Consider the following 17,853-nt stretch of genomic DNA (forward strand, 5'->3'; position numbering starts at 1 on the left):
GGAGCGTGCCGGACCGTTGACGACCATGAAGCTGCTGGACCTGATCCTCACCGGCCTGGCCCATCGTCCTCCGTGACCGTCCGTCGTCGCCTACTTCGGACTGGCCTACGACACCGGGCTGTTCACCGTGCTGCCGGAGTCGATCACCGGGTTCTTCCTGCGCAACGACGCCCTCCGGTGGGTGGCGGTGGTCGTGCTCGTCGCGGGGCTGGTGGGCAAGCTCCTGGTCGGGCGCATCCTGAAGCGCCGCCGCCTGGAGCCGACGCGGGCGTGACGGACATCAGCACGGGGAGCCCCATGACCGACACGAGCCCGCCGAGTCCGAGACCGGGACCGGGACCGGCCCGACGGTGTCGACCCGGCCGCGACCGTCCGGGGGGTCGGCGCCGTACGGACGCGGGTACCGCGGCCGCCCGGGTGCGGCGGGCCGCGATGTTCACCGCGCTCGCCGCGATCGCTCCGCTGTGCGTCGTCGGTGTCGCGCTCACGGCCAGCACCCGGTTGGAAGGTCTCATCGTCGCCGTCGGGCTGGTCCTGGCCCTCGGCGTGCTCCGGGAGTGGAGCCTCGACGGCTACACACGCACCGCCGTGTTCACCCTGGCCTTCACGGGTGTGAACTGGCTCGTCGCCGCCCTGACCGCCGCCAGCCCGATCACCTTCGTACCCTTCGCCCTCATCGGGTCACTGCTGGCGTCCGGCCGCCGGCGACACCGGAAGCTGTGGGTCGGGGCGCTCGCCGTGGTCGTCGCGGCATCGGGTGCTACGGCGCTCCTTCCCCGGCCGCCCACGGTGCTCCTCGTCGGCCAGTACGTGCTCCTGCCCCTGCTCGGCACGCTGTTCGTCGCCGGTGTCATCGTGGTCTGCGAGTACGGGTGGACCGTCGTACGACGTCTGGCGCGGGCCCGGGAGACCGAGCGCGAGCTGGCGATCGCCCACGAGCGGATGCGCTTCGCAGGCGACCTGCACGACATCCACGGGCACTCGCTGCACGTCATCAAGCTCAAGGCCGCGTACGCGCAGACCCTCGTCCGCAGCGGTGACACCGCGGCGGCCGAGGCCGAGCTCGCCGAGATCCGCGGACTCGCCGCCGACGCCATCACGAGCACCCGCGAGCTCGCCCACGCACGCCACCAGCTCAACCTGCCCGCCGAGCTGGAGAACACCCGCCGCCTCGGCGAGGCCGCCGGCATCGCGGTCGAGATCCGGTACGACCCCGACGCCGACCGGGCCCACCCGCTGCTGGCGCAGGTGCTGCGCGAGGCCACGACCAACCTGCTCCGCCACGCCCACCCGCGCACCGTCGGCATCACCGCATCCAGCGCCCGGATCGAGATCACCAACGACGGCCTCACCGCGGACGCGGACCCCGAGCCCGAGCTGAGCGGGCTCGCCCGTCTGCGGGACCGCCTCGTCGCCGCCGGCGGCGACCTGCACGTGAGCACCACGCGGACGACGTTCACCGTCGCCGCCCACCTCGACCGGTCCGCCGTCGGTGACCACCGCGACACGGGCCCGGGGACGGAGTCCCGATGACCGACCCGGCGATCGCCCGCATCGTTCTGGCCGACGACGAGAAGCTGCTGCGCAGCGCGATGGCGGCGCTGCTGCCCCTGGACGGGACGATCACGGTCGTCGCGCAGGCGGAGGACGGCGAGCAGGCGGTGCGCGAGACACTGGACCACCGTCCCGACGTTCTCGTCATCGATCTCGAGATGCCCGGTACCAACGGCCTCGACGCCGTCGCCCGCATCCGGGAGCACCACCCCGACCAACCCGTCCTGATGCTCACCCGCCACGCCCGCCCGGGAGTCCTGCGCCGCGCGCTCAAGCTCGGGGTGCAGGGGTTCATGAGCAAGAGCGCCGACCCCGAGGACATCGTCCGGGTGATCCACGAGCTCCGCGCCGGACGGCGCTGGATCGCCCACGAGGTCCTCGAGGCCTCCGTCATCGACGACTGCCCCCTCACCGACCGCGAGATCGAGGCACTGACCGAGACACGCGAGGGCTACTCCGTCGCGCACATCGCCCGCCGCCTCCACCTCGCCCAGGGCACCGTGCGCAACTATCTGTCCAGCGCGATGCAGAAGACCGGCACCTACACCCGCCACGACGCCGCCCGCCACGCCCATGAACACGGCTGGCTGTGACGGCCGAGGCCCTCGGCCCCGCTGTCGGGGCCGCGCCGGGCAGACAGACGGTCTGCCGCTGACGGCTCGGTCAGCGAGTGCTCCTACGACCGTCGATCACGCCCCTCGCGGCTCGCGGAGCTCACGCTTGAGGATCTTGCCGGTGGGGTTGCGGGGGAGTGCGTCGATCAGCTCGACGATGGTGGGGCACTTGTAGTGCGCCAGCCTGTCGCGGCAGTAGGCGATGAGCTCGGCGGGATCCGGGGTGCTCCCCGGCTGCGCCACCACCACGGCCTTCACCGTCTCACCCCACTTCTCGTGCGGTGCGCCGATCACGGCGACCTCGGCCACCTGCGGGTGTGTGGCCAGCACCCGCTCGACCTCGGCGGGGTACACGTTCTCCCCGCCGGAGATGATCATGTCCTTGACGCGGTCCTCCAGGAACAGGTACCCGCTCTCGTCGACCCGCCCGGCATCGCCGGTCCGCAGCCAGCCGTCGACGAAGGTGTCCGCGGTGGCGTCGGGCTTGTTCCAGTAGCCGGCCATCGCCTGGTCCGACCGGACCCAGAACTCTCCGACCTGTCCGTCGTCGAGGTCCTCGCCCGTCGCCGGGTCGACCACCCGGACGACGCTGCCCGGCAGCGGCCTGCCGGCGGAGGCGAGCAGGTGGGTGCGCTCGGGGTCGCGGTGCTCATCCGGCCCGAGCACGCAGAACACCCCGGACAGCTCGGTCATCCCGTAGACCGAGTACAGGGGAGTGTCGAGCGTGGCGAGGGTCTTCTGCATGAGGGACGCCGGCATCGGCGACCCGCCGTAACCGAGGACCCTCAGCGAGGCCAGGGCGGTCCGTGCCCGGTCCGGTTCGGCGAGGAGCATCCCGACCACCGCCGGGACGAAGAAGGCGTGGGTCGCGCGGCGCCGTTCGACGAGGTCGAGGATGGCGTCGGGGATCATCTCGCGTACGACGATCGTGCGGCTGCCCGTGTACATGCTGCCGAGCGCCCAGCTGGTGCCGCCGACGTGGAACAGCGGCATGGCGACGATGTTCACCGTGGACTCGTCCATGTCGTAGGCACGACCGACGGCCACGGTGTGGGCGGTCATGCTGCGCTGGGTGAGCAGGGCGCCCTTCGGCCAGCCGGTCGTCCCCGAGGTGTAGAGCTGCAGGAAGCAGTCGTCGTCGGTCGCGGGATGGCGGTCGGCGTCGGCGAGTGGTGTGGCCGCGGCGAGCCACTGCTCGTACTCGTCGGACTCGCCGCCGAGCACCACGACCGTGCCCAGCCTCGGCAGCGTGTCGCGCAGGGCGGCCACCGTGTCGGCGAACTCGGCGCCGACGACGGCGAGCACCGCACGCGAGTCGTCCACCACGTAGGCCAGCTCCTCGGGTGCGAGCCGGAAGTTGACGACCGCGTTCGCGGCACCGATCAGGGACGCCGCCAGGGTCAGCTCGAGGCAGGCCGGGTGGTTCTTGTCGACCACGGCGATCCGGTCTCCGGGGGCGACCCCGGCCGAGCGCAGCGCGCCCGCCGCCCGGCGGACACGCTCGTCGAGCTCCGACCACGTCCAGGAGCGGTCACCGAAGGCGAGTGCCTCCGTGTCCGGGGCCTTGGCGAGCCAGCGCTCGACGATGCCGTAGATGTGCGGCAGCTCCGCGGTCATGGGGCCTCCTCGGTGAGGTCAATCGGACGGACCGTACGTTCGGTCGATCTAGCGGTGGGGCAGTGCCACACGACGCCGGGAGCCGGGTCGGCGGCGGAAGGCGGGCACCGGCACGCTCGTCGCCTGCCCGGATCGGGGCTCGCCGCCGGTCAGGCGGCCGGCCCGAGCGTCACGGGCAGCTCGCGGTAGCCGTTGATGAAGTGGGAGCGGAACCGGGCGGGCTCACCGGCCACGCGCAGCTCCGGGAAGCGGGCGAACAGACGCCCGAGCAGCACCCGCGCCTCCATCCGCGCGAGGCTGCTGCCCAGGCAGAAGTGGGCGCCCACCCCGAAGGCCAGGTGCTGGGTGGGGTTGCGGTCGATGTCGAAGCGCTCGGGGTTCGGGAAGACGGCCTCGTCCCGGTTGGCGGAGGCGTAGAAGATCACGACCTTGTCCCCGGCCGTGATCTCCTGCCCACCGAGCCGAGCATCGGCCACCGCCGTGCGCCGGAACTGGATCACCGGCGGGTGGAAGCGCAGGATCTCCTCGATCGCCGGCTTGAGCAGGTCGGGCTCCGCGCGTAGCCGGGCCCCCTGGTCGGGGTGCGCGTCGAGGGTGAGGACGGCCCCGGTGAGCAGGTTCCGGGTGGTCTCGTTGCCGGCGATCATCAGGAGCTGGAAGAAGCGCTGCAGCTCGTCGAGGGTGAGCCGCTCGCCGTCGACCTCGGCGTTGACGATCAGGCTCCACACGTCGTCGCCCGGGTGCGCTCGCCGGATCTCCGTCTGCCTCTCGGCGTAGGCGAACATCTCCATGAACGCGGCGAGGAAGGCCGGCCGCCCGCCGTAGGTCGGGTCGTCCAGGCCGACCATCCGGTTGGTCCAGCTGTGGAGCAGGTGACGATCCTCGGCCGGCACGCCCAGCAGCTCGGCCAGGACGAACAGCGGCAACTCCGACGACACCTGCTCGACGAGGTCGATCTCGGTGTCGGGCTCCAGTCCGTCGACGATCTGCGCGGCGTAGCGGTCCACGGACTCGAACATCCCGTTGACCATTCTCGGGGTGAAGACCTTGCTGACGATCTTGCGCAGCTTCGAGTGGTTCGGCGGATCGATGTTGAGCATCATCTGCTGCAGTGCAGCGAGATCGCGCGGCCGCTGATCGCGCAGGAACGTGGCGCCGGCGTGCGAGGAGTAGATCTCCGGGTGCCGGGAGACCTCGACGACGTCGGCATGTCGGGTCACCGCCCAGAAGCCGGGACCGCCGTCGAAGCCCTCGTAGGCGGGCTCCTCGACCCACGCGACCGGGGCCTCGCGCCGGAGCCGGGCGAACTCCGGGTAGGGCAGCCCGGCGGCGTAGGTGTCGGGATGGCCGAGGTCGACATCCGCGGTCGGCACCGCTGTCTTCGTTGACGTCACGAGGCACTCCCCAGAACTTGACCGTCCGTACGGTCACAACATCGTGCGGCATCGGCGATCGGAAGGCAAGCTGTAGCTGACCGGATGTACGGTCAGATTCTGAGATCGGGCGCCGAGGCTCGCGCCCACGAAGGAGTGGAGCGCATGGACAGCACGATGCAGGAGACCGAGCTGCTGGTGGCGGACCTGCTGCGTCACGGTGCTCGGGTCCACGGTCAGGCGCAGGTGGTGCACTACCGGGGCGGCCCCAGCACGAGTACGTCCTTCGCCGAGGTCGCCGAGCGTGCGGCCCGGCTGGCGGGGGCCTTGGCCGGGCTGGGAGTGCGACGCGACGACGTGGTCGGGACCCTGTGCTGGAACACCCCGGCACACCTCGCGGCGTACTTCGCGGTGCCGGCGATGGGCGCGGTGCTCCACACCCTGAACCTGCGCCTGTCGGACGAGCAGCTGATCTACATCGTCGGTCACGCCGGTGACCGGGTGGTGGTGGTCGATGCCGATCTGACCCCGCAGCTCGCCCGCATCCTGCCGTCCTGCCCGAGCGTGTCCGACGTGATCGTCGTGGGCGAGCCCGAGGCCGAGCTGCCCGGCGTCACGGTGCACGACCTCGACGCGCTGCTGGCCGAGGCGGAACCGGTGTCCGACTGGCCGCAGCTGCCCGAGCGCAGCGCGGCCGTGCTCTGCTACACCACCGGTACCACCGGGGACCCGAAGGGCGTGGCCTACAGCCACCGCTCCATCCACCTGCACACCCTCGGGATCTCCACCGGCAGCGCGTTCGGGTTCTCCGACGCCGACCGCGTGCTGCCCATCGTCCCGATGTTCCACGCCAACGCCTGGGGCTGGCCCTACGCCGCGTGGATCGCGGGTGCCGACCTGATCATGACCGACCGCCACCTGCAGGCCGAGCACCTCGCCCGGATCATCGTCGAGCACCGGCCCACAGCGGCCGCGGCGGTGCCGACGCTGTGGAGCGCGCTGGACGCCTTCGGGGTCGAGCACGGCACGGACTTCTCCAGCCTGCGTCTGGGCGTGGTGGGCGGCTCGCCCCTCTCGGCGGCCCTGGTGGAGAGCTTCGCCGGCCACCATGAGCTGCGGCTCACCCAGGGCTGGGGGATGACCGAGACCAGCCCGCTGCTCACCTTCTCGCGCCCGCCCGCCGGGACGCCGGAGGGTGCGGACGTGGCCTACCGGGCCCGCACCGGGCGGCTGGTCCCCGGCGTGCAGGCGCGCGTCGTCGACGAGCAGGGCCAGGAGCTGTCCTGGGACGGAGTGAGCGCGGGAGAGATCGAGCTGCGCGGGGCCACCATCGCCGGCGGCTACTTCCGCGCCGCCCCCGCCGCCGTGGCCGACTCGTTCCGCGACGGCTGGCTGCGGACGGGCGACCTCGGCGTGATCCACCCGTCGGGCTGGGTCGAGCTGAAGGACCGCCTCAAGGACGGGATCAAGAGCGGCGGTGAGTGGATCTCCAGCGTCGAGCTGGAGAACCTGCTGTCGGCACATCCCGCCGTGGCCGAGGTCGTCGTGATCGGGGTGCCGGATCCGCGCTGGGAGGAGCGCCCGCTCGTCTGCGTGCGGCTGCGCGAGGGCGCCACGGCCGATCCGGCCGCACTGCGGGAGTTCCTGGTCGGCAAGGTGGCGCGCTGGTGGCTGCCCGAGCGCTGGGCCTTCGTCGACGAGATCCCGAGGACCAGCGTGGGCAAACTGGACAAGAAGACCGTGCGGGCCGAGCACGGTGCCGGGCGGTTCGAGGTCGTCGATCTGGGTGCGGCGACGAGCCGCTCCTGAGGCCGGCCCGTGCGGCCCGGGCCCCGGAGCGGGACCCGGGCCGCACCGTCAGCGGCCTCGTGTGTAGATCGACTTGTAGGACACGTAGGCGGCGAGACCCTCCGGGCCGAGCTCGCGCCCCAGCCCGCTGGCCTTCACCCCGCCGAACGGGGACCCGATGTCGAGGTCGAAGACGTTCACACCCACCGAGCCGGTCTCGACGCGGCGTGCCACGTCGAGGCCACGCTCCTCGTCGGTGGTCCAGACCGTGCCGCCGAGCCCGTAGTCGGAGTCGTTGGCCAGCCGCACCGCGTCGTCGCTTGAACATGGTCAGGGACTGCGGGAAGTTCCACGGGACGATCGCCGCGACGACCCCGATCGGCTCCCGGCGCACCACGGTGACCCTGCGCCCGCTCACCGCCGTGCGCCGCTCCTCCACCGGGGTGGTGCGGCACAGCTCGGCGTAGTAGCGCAGGGTGGCCGCGGGCCCCTGGCCTTCTGCCGCTCGGGCCAGGGTGATCGGCATGCCGTTCTCGCCGGTGACCACGCTCGCCGTCGCGTCGCCCCGCTCGGCGAGGGCGTCCGCGAAGCGCAGCATCAGCGCGGCCCGGTCGGCAGGCGTCGCGCCCGCCCAGGCGGGCGCCACGAGGGCGGACCGGGCGGCGGCGACGGCGGCGTCCACGTCCGGTCTGCCGCCCGCCGCGGCCCGGCCGAAGTCCTCCTCGGTGGCCGGGTCGACCACGGTGATGGCGGGCCCCGAGCCGGGGCGCCACTCGCCGTCGATGTACAGGTGCTCGCGCAGGTGTGTCATGTCCTCAGCCCTTCCCCGGCACGAGCACCGGCTTGATCGCGGCCCCGGTGGCCGCGTCGTGCTCGGCGCGCTCGATCTCGGACAGCGGATAGGTGGTGACGAGCCGGTCGAACGGGAAGCGGCCCTGCTGCCACAGCTCGATGAGCCGGGGTAGGAAGACCTGGGGCACGGCGTCGCCCTCGAGGATGCCCATCACGTTCTTGCCCGCCGAGAGCGCCGACGGCGCCAGCACGATCTCCCGCGCGCCGGCCCCGACCAGCCCGATCGTGCCCGTCGGGCGTAGCGCGTCGATGCCGGCGGCGATCACCTGCGGCACGGCGGTGGTGTCCAGGGCGTAGTGCGCCCCGCCGCGGGTGATGCTGACGAGTTCCTTCACCAACCTGTCCGAGTCCCCGCGCACGACGTGGGTGGCGCCGAGTTCGAGTGCGGTCTCCAGCCGGCCGTCGTGCAGGTCGACGGCGGCGATCGTGGTGGCTCCGGCGATCGTGGCCGCCATGATCGCGGCCAGCCCGACCGCGCCGACCCCGTACACCACGACCGTGGAGCCCGCCTGCACGCCGAGGGCGAGCAGGATGGACCCCGCGCCGGTCTGGATCCCGCATCCCAGCGGGCCGAGCAGCTCCAGTGGCAGGTCCGCGGCGACCGGGACGACGTTGCGCGGGCCGGCGAGTGCGTGGGTGGCGAACGAGGACTGCCCGAACCAGCGGGCGGAGATCGCCGTGCCGTCACCGCCCCGCGCCGTCGGCGCGCCCGTGGCGCCGCGGCCGGTGAGGTTCAACCGGAAGAACTGAGCGCAGTAGGCCGGGTGTCCCGACAGGCACTGCTCGCAGTGCCCGCACGAGTCGAACGAGAGCACGACCGGGGTCCCGACGGCGACCGGGGCTCCCGGCCCGGCCGCCGTCACCACGCCTGCACCCTCGTGACCACCGATCAGCGGTGGCGGGGCCATGAAGCCCGGGACGCGGGGCAGGACGTCGGTGTGGCAGAACCCGGTTCCGGCGATGGCGACCAGCACCTGGCCGGGGCCGGGGTCGGGCAGATCCACCTGTTCGACCGCATAGGGGCGGGCGGGGCTGCGCAGCACTGCGGCCTCGATCTGCATCACGCGCTCCTTTGTTGACCGTGCGTACGGTCAACTCTAGCCTCGGTGATGTCCCGGTCGGGGTCGAGCCGGTCAGGGCGACGGGCGCAGCATCGAGTTCGACCTGTTCGCCGAGCCGGGCCGGGGAGCTGTGGGCGGGCCTCAGGAGGCCTGTGCGGAATCCTCCGGCGCGACCGCGTCCCGGACCGCCTCGCGCATGGATCGCGCGGCCGTTCCCTCGGCGGAGGCCAGGTCGGACAGGGCGCTGCGGTCGACGAGCAGGCCCCCGAGCACCAGGTCCACCAGGGCCGTCCCGATCTCCTCCACCGACTTGCTGCCCTCCGGGGTGAACCAGGTCCAGGCCCACTGTGCGGACCCGAACATCAGCAGGGCGTCGACTCCGGCGTCCACCGGGCGGAACACCTGGGAGTCGACGCCCGCCTGGATCACCCCGCGCACCCGGGCGAGGTAGCGCTCTCGCAGCTCCCGGCCCTTCGCCATCGCCGGCTCGTCCGCGAGACGGGCGATCTCCCGCTGGAATGCGACCGTCGCTGTCCGGTCCTCCACCTGGTAGTAGACGAAGGCGTGCAGGATCGCCGCGAGTTGGGTCTCCGGCTGGTTCAGGCGCTTCAGGATGAGCTCGAGCTCGGCGGTCCTGCGCTCCATGTAGGACTCGTGCAGGGCGGCGAGAATGCGTTCCTTGGTGCGGAAGTGGTGCACGATCGTGCCCTTCGACACCCCGATCTCGGCGGCCACGGTGCCGAAGTTCGTGCCGTCGTACCCGACCTCCGCGATGTGCCGCGTGAAGGCGTCGAGGATCTCCGCGTAGCGGCCTGCGCCTCGAGGCATGTGTCGCGTCTCCCGCCGTCGTGTGTCGCCGCGCGCAGGGCGCGCTCGGGTCTCTCGAGCTTAACCGTACGAGCGGTCGGGTCGGGTTCGCCGACGTGTCCCGACGTCGCGGGCTCGCTGCTCGTCGTGCCGCGTGGTCGGTGCGCTCCGTGCGCCCGTGCAGGGGCGCACGGCGGGCGTCACGCGACGTCGCCGGACCGGGCGTCGATGCCGGTGAGCAGGGTGACGAGTTGCCCGATGGCGGTGTCGCGGTCCAGCGGGTGCCGCAGCGGCACGTCCGGGTGCAGTCGGTACCGGTTGCCCCGTCCCTGGCGCGTGCGCTCCAGGTAACCCGCCTCGACCAGGTCGGCCACGATGCGCTGCGCCGCCCGCTCGGTGATGCCCACCATGTCGGCCACGTCGCGCAGTCGCGCCTCCGGATCCCGCACTACGCACAGCAGTACGTGGGCGTGGTTTGTCAGAAACGTCCACCCCTGCATGGCGTCCACTGTACCGACCCCGAGGTAACGCTTGTCACGCTTCCCAATACGCGTCATTTGTGTCGTACTAACCATGTCGCGTATTAGAACACGTGTAAACGACAGCGTGCTTGGGAGGTGGGTGTCATGGGCGACGACGAGATGGCGCACCTGTGCGGGACCGTGCCGGGGGCGTCCGGTCGGGTGGCTGACGCCGAGACGGCGCGCACGGATCGGGAAGGTGCGCGGGGATGACGGGGATGATGCTGCTCGCCGTCGTGGCCGTACCCGCCGTCGCGGCCGTGGCCGGGTCGTTCCGGTGGCTGCGGGGTCGGGCACCCGTGCCCGGGCGCCGCAGCGGCGCTGGTGGCCACCGCATTGGCGGGAGTGCTGGCCGTGACGGTGATGGTCGGCGGGCCGGTCGACATGGTGCTGGCCGACCCCGAGGGGCAGGCACGGGCCGGGCTGGTCGTCGACCACGTCGGCGCGGTCGTGCTGTTGCTGGTGTGCACGGTCAGCGCCGTGGTCCAGGCCTTCGCCCGCCGCTACCTGCACGGTGACCCGGCTGCGGCCCGCTTCGCCGTCGCGGCTGGGGCGCTGACCGCCGCGACCGCGGCGATGGTGACCGCGGCGACCCTGGTCACCCTCGCGGTGGCGTGGACGCTGAGCGGGGTGATCCTGTGCCGGCTGGTGGGCATGTACCGCCCGGCGCCCTCGGCCGTCGAGGCCACCCGCCGCACCGCACGCGCGTTCCTCGTGGGGGACGTCGTGCTGTGGGTCGGGGTCGGTCTCGCGGTCGCGTCGTGGGGGGATCTCGACCTGCGCCACCAGGACGATGCCGCCGTCGGCGGCGTGGTGGGCACGGTGGTGGCCTGTTCGCTGGTGATCGCCGCGGCCGTGCGGTGCGCGCAGATGCCCTGGCACCGCTGGCTGCCCGCGACCCTGGCGGCGCCGACCCCGGTGTCGGCGATGCTGCACGCCGGTGTGGTCAACGCCGGCGGGGTGCTGCTGGTGAAGCTGTCGCCGATCGTCGGCGCGTCGCCGGTCGCGACGCACCTGGCGTTCGCCTTCGGAGCCGTCAGCGTCGTGGCCGCCACCACGATCATGCTCGCCCGCCCCGACATCAAGGGTGCGCTGGTGCACTCCACGATCGGCCAGATGGGGTTCATGCTCGTCACCTGCGGGCTCGGCCTCTACGCCGCGACGGTGGTGCATCTGGTGGCCCACGGGCTGTTCAAGGCGGCACTGTTCCTCGGCTCGGGGACCGCGGTGCAGCGCCATGTGACCCACACCCTGGCTCCACCCGCGCCTCGGCTGACTCGTGCGCGGACGGTGCAGGTCGCAGTGGTCGCCGGGGCCGTCGCCGTCGCGGCGGTGGGGGTCGCGGCCTGGTTGCTCCCGCTGCATGCCGGCAGCGCGGCGTTGCTGGTCTTCGCCGCGGTCACCGCCGCGCGGCTGGCGTGGGGCTGGCTGCGTCGTCACCCGACCCCCGTGCTCTGGTCACGGCCATGATCGTGGTGCCGGGTGCTGCCGTGGCATACCTGGCCGTGGTGGACGTGGTCACCGTGATCCTCGCGCCGAGCCTGCCCGCGATGGAGCCCGCCGCGGTGTCGGCCTGGGCCCTGGTGGCCGTGCTCGCCGTGCTGGTGACGGCGGCGCTGCTGTTCCACCTGGCGCCCGCGATCGGTCTCGGCGCCTGGCGCGACCGCCTGTACGTGGCGGCACTGTCCGCGGGCCAGCAGCGCACGCCGACCACCGCCCCGACGCACCTGCCGCGGCCGGTACCGGTCCCACGACCGGCGCCTCGACCGGAAGGGGCGCGGGCATGACCCGCCGTTCACCGGCCGCCGGGCGCAGACGGCGCCTCCGGTTCCCCACGCCCGCACAGATCGCCGACGGTCCCGTCGTGCTCGCTCAGAAGGGTTCGCAGCCATGACCACCAGCCCCGCCACCGACCTGGACCTCGATGCGGTGCCCGACGTCGTCACGCGGGCGGAAGCAGTGCGTGCCGAGATCGCCGACGCGGCCGCGTTCCTGGCCTCGACCTGGCCATTGGCCGACTTCATCGCCGTCAACCCGTTGTTCGGCCTGCTGGACCGTCCGTTCAGCGAGGCGGCCGCCCACGCCGGGGATCTGCTGGGCGCGCGAGCCACCCCGGACGAGACCTGGCTGCGGGCCGCGTGGCAGCGCGGCCGGATCACCGACGACGACCTGCGCGCTGCGCTGACCCGCCGCCACCCCGCGGTGCTGCGGCGGAGCCCGCTCACCCTCGGAGACCGTGTCCACGACCCGGTCGACCTGCTGCTGGCCGACCTGCAGCGGGGCATCGCCTGCCCCGCGCCGCACCGTCGGGCACGCACCGCCGCAGAGGCACTGGCCCCCGACCTCGCCGGTCTGCTCGACACCCACACGATCCAGTGGTGCTCGGCCTTCCTGGACGAGGGCCAGGCCACCTGGCGGATGCCGGGCCGGGACCTCGGCTTCTACCCCGCGTGGCGAGCACTGGCCGCCCACGACACGACCCTGCCCCGGCCGGTGCGGGAGCGGCTGCGGCACCTGCCCGAGCGCGCCGAGGACGCGATCCTGGAGGCACTGGCCGCGCTCGGTGTCCCGGACGACCGCAGGACCCACTACCTGCAGGCCCACCTGACCCGTCTCCCCGGCTTCGCCGCCCACGTCCGGTGGCGCGGCGAGCAGGCGGACGAGAGCATCGACCTCGTCGACTACCTCGCGCTGCGGTTGAGCGCCGAAGCCGCGGTGCTCGCCGGCACCCATTCCCACGGCACCGCCTGGGCCCTGGCCCGCACCGACCGGTCCGAGGTCGGGCAGGCCACCGTCGATCCGCTCGGCCGGGCCCAGCACCTGCTGTCGGCGCTGGAGATCACGAACACCGACGCCGCCCAGCGCACCGCGCTGGCGGAGCTCCTCGACGAGCTGCCGGTGCACCAGCGGGCACTCGTCTGGCTGGACGCCTACGAGGAGCACTACCGCAGCCGGCTGCTGCGCCTCCTCGACCGCCCCCTGCCCGAGCAGCCCGACGCCCGGCCGCAGGCGCAGGTGGTGTGCTGCATCGACCCTCGTTCCGAAGGGCTGCGCCGGCACCTGGAGACCCTCGGGAACTACCGGACCCTGGGCTTCGCCGGGTTCTTCGCCGTCGCCATGCGGTACCGCGACCTCGCCGGGGCACCGCGCGGGCCCAGTGCCCCGGCCCGATCGCTCCCCGGCACACCGTCACCGAGCTTCCCTCTCCCGGCCGGCAGCGGGCGGCCGAGCGGTCGCTGGCCGAGCGGCGGGTCCTCGCCGCGGCCGAGAACTCCCTGCACGCCGCCAAGGACGACCTGGTGGCACCGTTCGTGCTCGCCGAAGCAGCCGGGTGGCTGGCCGGGCCACTGGCCGCGGCCAAGACCTTCGCCCCCGGTGCCGCCGGTGCCGCCCGCTCGTGGTGGGCCCGCCGCATCGCTCCCGCCCCGCAGACCGAGATCTCGGTCGCCGACGACCTCACCGTCGCCGAACGGGCCGCGACCGCCGAGACGATGCTGACGTTGATGGGCCTGACCGGCGGCTTCGCGCGGCTGGTGGTGCTCTGTGGGCACGGTGCGCACACCGACAACAACCCGTACCAGGCGGCACTGGACTGCGGCGCCTGCGGCGGCCACCCCGGAGGCCCCAACGCCCGCACCGCCGCGGCCCTGCTGAACGATCCGCAGGTCCGCCTGCACCTGGCCGACCACGGCATCTCCGTCCCCGGTGACACCTGGTTCGTCGCGGCCGAGCACGACACCACCACCGACACCGTCCGCCTGCTCGACACCCACCTCCTGCCCGACACCCACCGCCCCGACGTCGACGCGCTCACCGCCGACCTCCGCACGGCCGGTGCCCGGCTGGCCGCGGAACGGTGTGCCGTCCTGCCGGGAGCCCCGGTGCGCGCCCAGCCCCGGCGCGCGGCACGCCACACCCGTGCCAGGGCCCGGGACTGGGCCCAGGTCTTCCCGGAGTGGGGGCTCGCCGACAACGCCGCCTTCCTGATCGCGCCCCGGGCCCGCACCCGCGGCGTCGATCTGCGGAGCCGGGTGTTCCTCCACGACTACGACGCCGACCTCGACCCGACCGGCACCGTCCTGGAGACCATCCTCACCGCGCCGCTGGTCGTCGCGCGCTGGATCAACAGCCAGTACTACTTCGCCGCCGTCGACCAGGACGCCTTCGGCGCGGGCAGCAAGGCCCTGCACAACGTCGTCGGCGGTGGCCTGGGGGTGATGTCCGGTCCCACCAGCGACCTCCGCGCCGGCTTGCCCTGGCAGTCCCTCACCGACGGACACCACGTCCGGCACGAACCACAACGTCTGCTCGCCCTCGTGCAGGCGCCGTTGTCCAGGCTGGACACCCTCATCGCCCGCCACACGGTGCTGCGCCACATGTTCGGCAACGACTGGGTCGCCCTCGCGGCACAGGAGCGTCCCGACGGGCCGTGGCACCGCTACACCCCCACCGGGTGGCAGCCCTGGCATCCCGGTACCGACGCCCCGGCCGCGACGCCCCACCCGTAGCCGCCGCGCCGGGCTCCCTCGGGCCGCGCCGTCCGCGATGCCCGGCGCGGCCCGGCCCCGGGGCTCGCGTGGCAGAACGACATGAAGGAAGAGAGGGTCCGATGACCGCGCTTCTCCTGATCCCGAGCGTGGACCATGCGGAGACCGCCGTCGAGCAGGCGAGTGAGTACTGGGTCCACCAGCGGCGCTACCGTGGTGACCCGGCCCGCAACGACGCCCTGCTCGGCATCTGGGTCCGCCGCGAGCTCGACGCCGACCTGCCGGCGCTGTGCCCCGGCGACCACTGCGGGACCGACACCGTCGAGGGCTCCTCGGCAGGGGATCCGTCCGTGGTGCCGGTGGGAATCCGCACGTCCTCCGCGGTGTCGGGGCTGTGGTCGATGTGCTGGCTGGCCGGCCCCGCCCTGCGCGATGCGCACGACCCCCATCAGCGACGGTGCCGGATCCTCGATCTCCTGGTGCAGCCGGCCGCAGCCGTGCGCAGCACGCCGGGAGAGTTCTTCCCGGTCTTCGCGCGGACCGACTCCCCGGAGTCCATCGACGCCCATCTCACCGAACTCGGCAGCCGCTATCCGTACCTGATCGCGTCGCACTGGTACGTCGACGACCCGGAGCAGGGCATCAGTGCCCGATGATCCAGTGTGATGCGCTGCCACGACGAGCAGTCATCGGGCCGGCGGCCGGCCAGGAGGTGGTCAGGAGGGGTCTCGCCGATCGGCGAACGCCGTTTCGATCGTCTTCTTCATGAGTGCCACGGTGGTACGCATGGTGCTGGTGGCGTAGTCGACGACCGACGCGGGCGCGAACTCGGTCGTCCAGACGAGATGGACTCCCTCCTCGTCCTCCCGCACGGTCTGCGACCCCAGGTGGTGTGTCAGCGGCCCGCCCTCGGTAGCTCGGTAGGTGAGCCTTCGTGCGCCATCGTCGACCTCGACGATGCGCTCGGTGATCTTCATGTCATCGGCGAACGTCACCGTCCTGCTGTCCGGTTCCCTTTCCACGTGCAGAGCGAATCCCGGGAGGAGCCGGGTGTCCACTGCATAGACATCGCGCACGGCATCCCACGCGAACTCCGCGCTGGCATCGATGACGACATCGACCGTCACCGAGCTCACGCCGGCTTCTTCGTAACGAACCTCCATGAGCAAGGTCATGGTGTTCCTCCTTCTCTCGTCTGGTCGTCTGCTGCGGTGCGGGCCGTCACCGGCCCGGGTCGGTGTGGCTGGTGCTCCCCGGGGAACGTCAGGGCACCATCACGACCCGGCCGATCCGGCCGCGCTGCTCGGCGTAGCGGTGCGCGGCCGCAGCATCGGTCAAGGGGAAGACGCGGTCGATCACGGCTTCCAGCTCGCCGTTCGCGATGCGGCGGACGAGGTCCGCCATGTACGCGTGGACCCGGGGCTCATGGAGAAGGGAGGCGAGCCCTACTCCGTGGAGCGTCGTGTTGCTGCGGATCAGGTTCACGACGTCGACCGTGCTCTCTTCGCGGGAAGCCGTGCCCAGCGGGACGATGTGCCCGCCGTGACGGGTGGCCTCGATCAGCTGCTGGAGCAGCGATCCCCCCACACAGTCGACGGCCAGGTCGACACCGCGACCGCCGGTCAGGGCCAGAACACGGTCACGGACGTTCTCGCCTCGGTAGTCGATTCCCTCGTCGAGGCCGTAACGACGCAGCTCCTCGAACCGCGCCGGGGTCGACGCGCTCCCGATCACGCGGGCCCCCGCCGTCTTGGCGAGCTGCATCGCTGCCAGCCCGACCCCGCTGGCCGCCCCCTGCACCAGCACGGTGTCGCCGCTCGTGAGACGGCCGCGCTCGAACAGCGCTTCGTAGGCGGTCGAGAAGGTGACCGGCACCACGGCCGCCGCCTTCGGATCGACACCGTCCGGCAGCACCCAGCAGTGCTCGGGGCGTACGACGCGCAGTTCGGCATGGGAACCGGCCGGCAGTCCATGGGCCTGCCCGAAAGCGCAGACCTTCTGGCCGACCTCCAAGCCCGTGACCGCGGAGCCCACCGCCACGACCTCGCCGGCACTGCTGTAACCGAGGACGAACCCGCCCGTCGGAGGGGGGACGAGGAGACGACACATCAGGTCGCCGCCCTCGATGCTGATGGCCTCCGTCCTGACCAGAACCTCGTCGGTGCCGGGGACGGGGTCCGGCACGTCCTCGCAACTGAGCACTTCGGGGCCGCCGTTGCGGCGGTAGACAGCTGCCTTCACTCTTCAGGGCCTCTCTGGGGGTTGGGACGGCCGGCGGCAACGCCCTGCGGCGAATGCCGTGTCGGTCGACTACGGGTGGCCGTGGGCGCGCTCGGAGACGGGGCCCATGCGTCCCAGGTGGACAGGCGCGCGGCGTAGTGGCTGCGGACCTTGGGCAGGGCCGACTTGCCCAGAATCAGCCGGAGCGGGGGCTCGGCGGCGTCGACCGCTGCCAGTACGGCCGGCGGCGTGGCGGCGGGGTCGCCGACGGCCGCGGGGTCGAAGTCCGCGTACAGGGCCTGGCGGGCCTCGTCGTAGGCGGGGTTCTCGGGTGACGCCTTGAGGGAGGTGGGGGACGAGAACTCGGTGGCATAGGGCCCGGGTTCGATGATGGTGACCTTGATGCCGAGGTGGGCGACTTCCTTCGACAGGGCCTCCATCATCCCTTCCAGCGCCCACTTGGAGGCGTTGTACAGACCGAGGGTCGCCTCACCCATCAGCCCGCCCTGGCTGGACACCGCCAGGACGTGGCCGCCTCCCTGCGCGCGCAGGAAGGGAAGCGCCGCCTGCGTCACCCAGAGCGTCCCGAGCAGGTTGGTGTCGAGCAGCTCCCGGACATCGGCCTCCTGGACCTCCTCGAGGGCACCGCGGAGGCCCTGACCGGCGTTGTTGACGATCACGTCGAGCCGTCCGAAGTGGTCGTGGGCGGCGGCCACGGCGTCGAACACGGCGCCGCGCCGGGTGACGTCCAGCGGCAGGACCAGCAAGGAGCTGGGGTACGCCGCGGCCAGCGCCTCGAGCCTGCTCTCGTCGCGCGCGGTCGCGGCGACCTTGTCGCCCCGCTGCAGCGCGGCCTCTGCCCACAGCCGGCCGAAGCCGCGTGAGCAGCCGGTGATGAACCAGACCTTCTCGGTCATGTGTGTCTCCTGTTCTTGTAGCGGGGTCCCGTCGGTGCCGGC

General features: G+C 72.5%; 16 protein-coding genes and 2 pseudogenes. 8 read left to right on the forward strand and 10 right to left on the reverse strand.

Translation table 11 applies throughout. The annotated features are described in order from the left end of the window. Nucleotides 1–127: 127 nt before the first annotated feature. The 3 genes from KPL57_RS17360 (at nt 128) to KPL57_RS17370 (ending at nt 2,147) form a co-directional block, all read left to right on the forward strand. Complete coding sequence (locus tag KPL57_RS17360; RefSeq protein ID WP_226352411.1) at nt 128–274, forward strand: hypothetical protein; 147 nt, start codon at nt 128–130, stop codon at nt 272–274. Between the two features lie 143 nt (nt 275–417). Continuing rightward, entirely contained in the window at nt 418–1,533 is a 1,116-nt protein-coding gene (locus tag KPL57_RS69810) for a histidine kinase (protein ID WP_226352412.1), read from the forward strand. Nucleotides 1,534–1,544: 11 nt separating this feature from the next. Further along, complete coding sequence (locus KPL57_RS17370; protein ID WP_226352459.1) at nt 1,545–2,147, forward strand: response regulator transcription factor; 603 nt, start codon at nt 1,545–1,547, stop codon at nt 2,145–2,147. Nucleotides 2,148–2,243: 96 nt separating this feature from the next. Here KPL57_RS17370 and KPL57_RS17375 read toward each other — a convergent pair whose 3' ends face one another. Both KPL57_RS17375 and KPL57_RS17380 read right to left on the reverse strand, forming a co-directional pair. Continuing rightward, nucleotides 2,244–3,785, reverse strand: a complete 1,542-nt coding sequence (locus KPL57_RS17375; RefSeq protein ID WP_226352413.1) for a long-chain-fatty-acid--CoA ligase — start codon at nt 3,783–3,785, stop codon at nt 2,244–2,246. Between the two features lie 149 nt (nt 3,786–3,934). Continuing rightward, nucleotides 3,935–5,158 carry a cytochrome P450 gene (locus KPL57_RS17380; RefSeq protein WP_226352414.1) on the reverse strand — a complete coding sequence of 408 codons (1,224 nt, stop codon included), beginning with the start codon at nt 5,156–5,158 and terminating at the stop codon, nt 3,935–3,937. 165 nt (nt 5,159–5,323) lie between these two features. Between KPL57_RS17380 and KPL57_RS17385 the strand changes: the two genes are divergently transcribed. After that, nucleotides 5,324–6,967: a fatty acid--CoA ligase gene (locus KPL57_RS17385; protein WP_226352415.1), complete on the forward strand. Its 1,644-nt coding sequence runs from the start codon at nt 5,324–5,326 to the stop codon at nt 6,965–6,967. 48 nt (nt 6,968–7,015) lie between these two features. Here the strand turns inward: KPL57_RS17385 and KPL57_RS69815 are convergent, their stop codons facing one another. From KPL57_RS69815 to KPL57_RS17405, 5 genes and pseudogenes are all read right to left on the reverse strand, one after another. Further along, a complete protein-coding gene (locus KPL57_RS69815) occupies nt 7,016–7,255 on the reverse strand; it encodes an aldehyde dehydrogenase family protein (protein ID WP_308187886.1) in 240 nt (79 codons plus the stop codon). Nucleotides 7,256–7,325: 70 nt separating this feature from the next. After that, a pseudogene (locus KPL57_RS69820) lies at nt 7,326–7,757 on the reverse strand (aldehyde dehydrogenase family protein); the annotation flags it as partial. A gap of 4 nt (nt 7,758–7,761) precedes the next feature. Then, the gene (locus KPL57_RS17395) at nt 7,762–8,859 is read right to left on the reverse strand and encodes an NAD(P)-dependent alcohol dehydrogenase (protein WP_226352416.1); all 1,098 of its coding nucleotides are present in this window, start codon (nt 8,857–8,859) and stop codon (nt 7,762–7,764) included. Nucleotides 8,860–9,000: 141 nt separating this feature from the next. Then, nucleotides 9,001–9,687 (reverse strand): TetR/AcrR family transcriptional regulator, encoded by a 687-nt coding sequence (locus KPL57_RS17400; RefSeq protein WP_226352417.1) that lies wholly within the window; start codon nt 9,685–9,687, stop codon nt 9,001–9,003. 179 nt (nt 9,688–9,866) lie between these two features. After that, nucleotides 9,867–10,166, reverse strand: coding sequence for a winged helix-turn-helix domain-containing protein (locus KPL57_RS17405; protein WP_226352418.1), 300 nt, complete (start codon nt 10,164–10,166; stop codon nt 9,867–9,869). Between the two features lie 345 nt (nt 10,167–10,511). On the opposite strand from KPL57_RS17405, the gene KPL57_RS17410 reads away from it, so the two are divergent. The 4 genes and pseudogenes from KPL57_RS17410 to KPL57_RS17425 all read left to right on the forward strand — a co-directional run bounded on the left by KPL57_RS17410 (nt 10,512) and on the right by KPL57_RS17425 (nt 15,330). Continuing rightward, nucleotides 10,512–11,657, forward strand: coding sequence for a proton-conducting transporter membrane subunit (locus tag KPL57_RS17410; protein ID WP_226352419.1), 1,146 nt, complete (start codon nt 10,512–10,514; stop codon nt 11,655–11,657). Further along, the gene (locus KPL57_RS17415; RefSeq protein ID WP_226352420.1) at nt 11,654–11,974 is read left to right on the forward strand and encodes a hypothetical protein; all 321 of its coding nucleotides are present in this window, start codon (nt 11,654–11,656) and stop codon (nt 11,972–11,974) included. The genes KPL57_RS17410 and KPL57_RS17415 overlap by 4 nt, the downstream gene beginning before the upstream one ends. A gap of 103 nt (nt 11,975–12,077) precedes the next feature. Further along, nucleotides 12,078–14,695: pseudogene (locus KPL57_RS17420) on the forward strand (DUF2309 domain-containing protein). Nucleotides 14,696–14,796: 101 nt separating this feature from the next. Continuing rightward, nucleotides 14,797–15,330 carry a hypothetical protein gene (locus KPL57_RS17425; protein WP_226352421.1) on the forward strand — a complete coding sequence of 178 codons (534 nt, stop codon included), beginning with the start codon at nt 14,797–14,799 and terminating at the stop codon, nt 15,328–15,330. 60 nt (nt 15,331–15,390) lie between these two features. Here the strand turns inward: KPL57_RS17425 and KPL57_RS17430 are convergent, their stop codons facing one another. The 3 genes from KPL57_RS17430 to KPL57_RS17440 form a co-directional block, all read right to left on the reverse strand. Continuing rightward, nucleotides 15,391–15,849: an SRPBCC family protein gene (locus KPL57_RS17430; RefSeq protein WP_226352422.1), complete on the reverse strand. Its 459-nt coding sequence runs from the start codon at nt 15,847–15,849 to the stop codon at nt 15,391–15,393. Between the two features lie 88 nt (nt 15,850–15,937). After that, complete coding sequence (locus tag KPL57_RS17435) at nt 15,938–16,915, reverse strand: zinc-binding dehydrogenase (RefSeq protein ID WP_226352423.1); 978 nt, start codon at nt 16,913–16,915, stop codon at nt 15,938–15,940. Next, complete coding sequence (locus KPL57_RS17440) at nt 16,912–17,811, reverse strand: SDR family NAD(P)-dependent oxidoreductase (protein ID WP_226352424.1); 900 nt, start codon at nt 17,809–17,811, stop codon at nt 16,912–16,914. The genes KPL57_RS17435 and KPL57_RS17440 overlap by 4 nt, the downstream gene beginning before the upstream one ends. Nucleotides 17,812–17,853: the final 42 nt, after the last annotated feature.

Source organism: Pseudonocardia sp. ICBG601 (genome assembly GCF_020496245.1).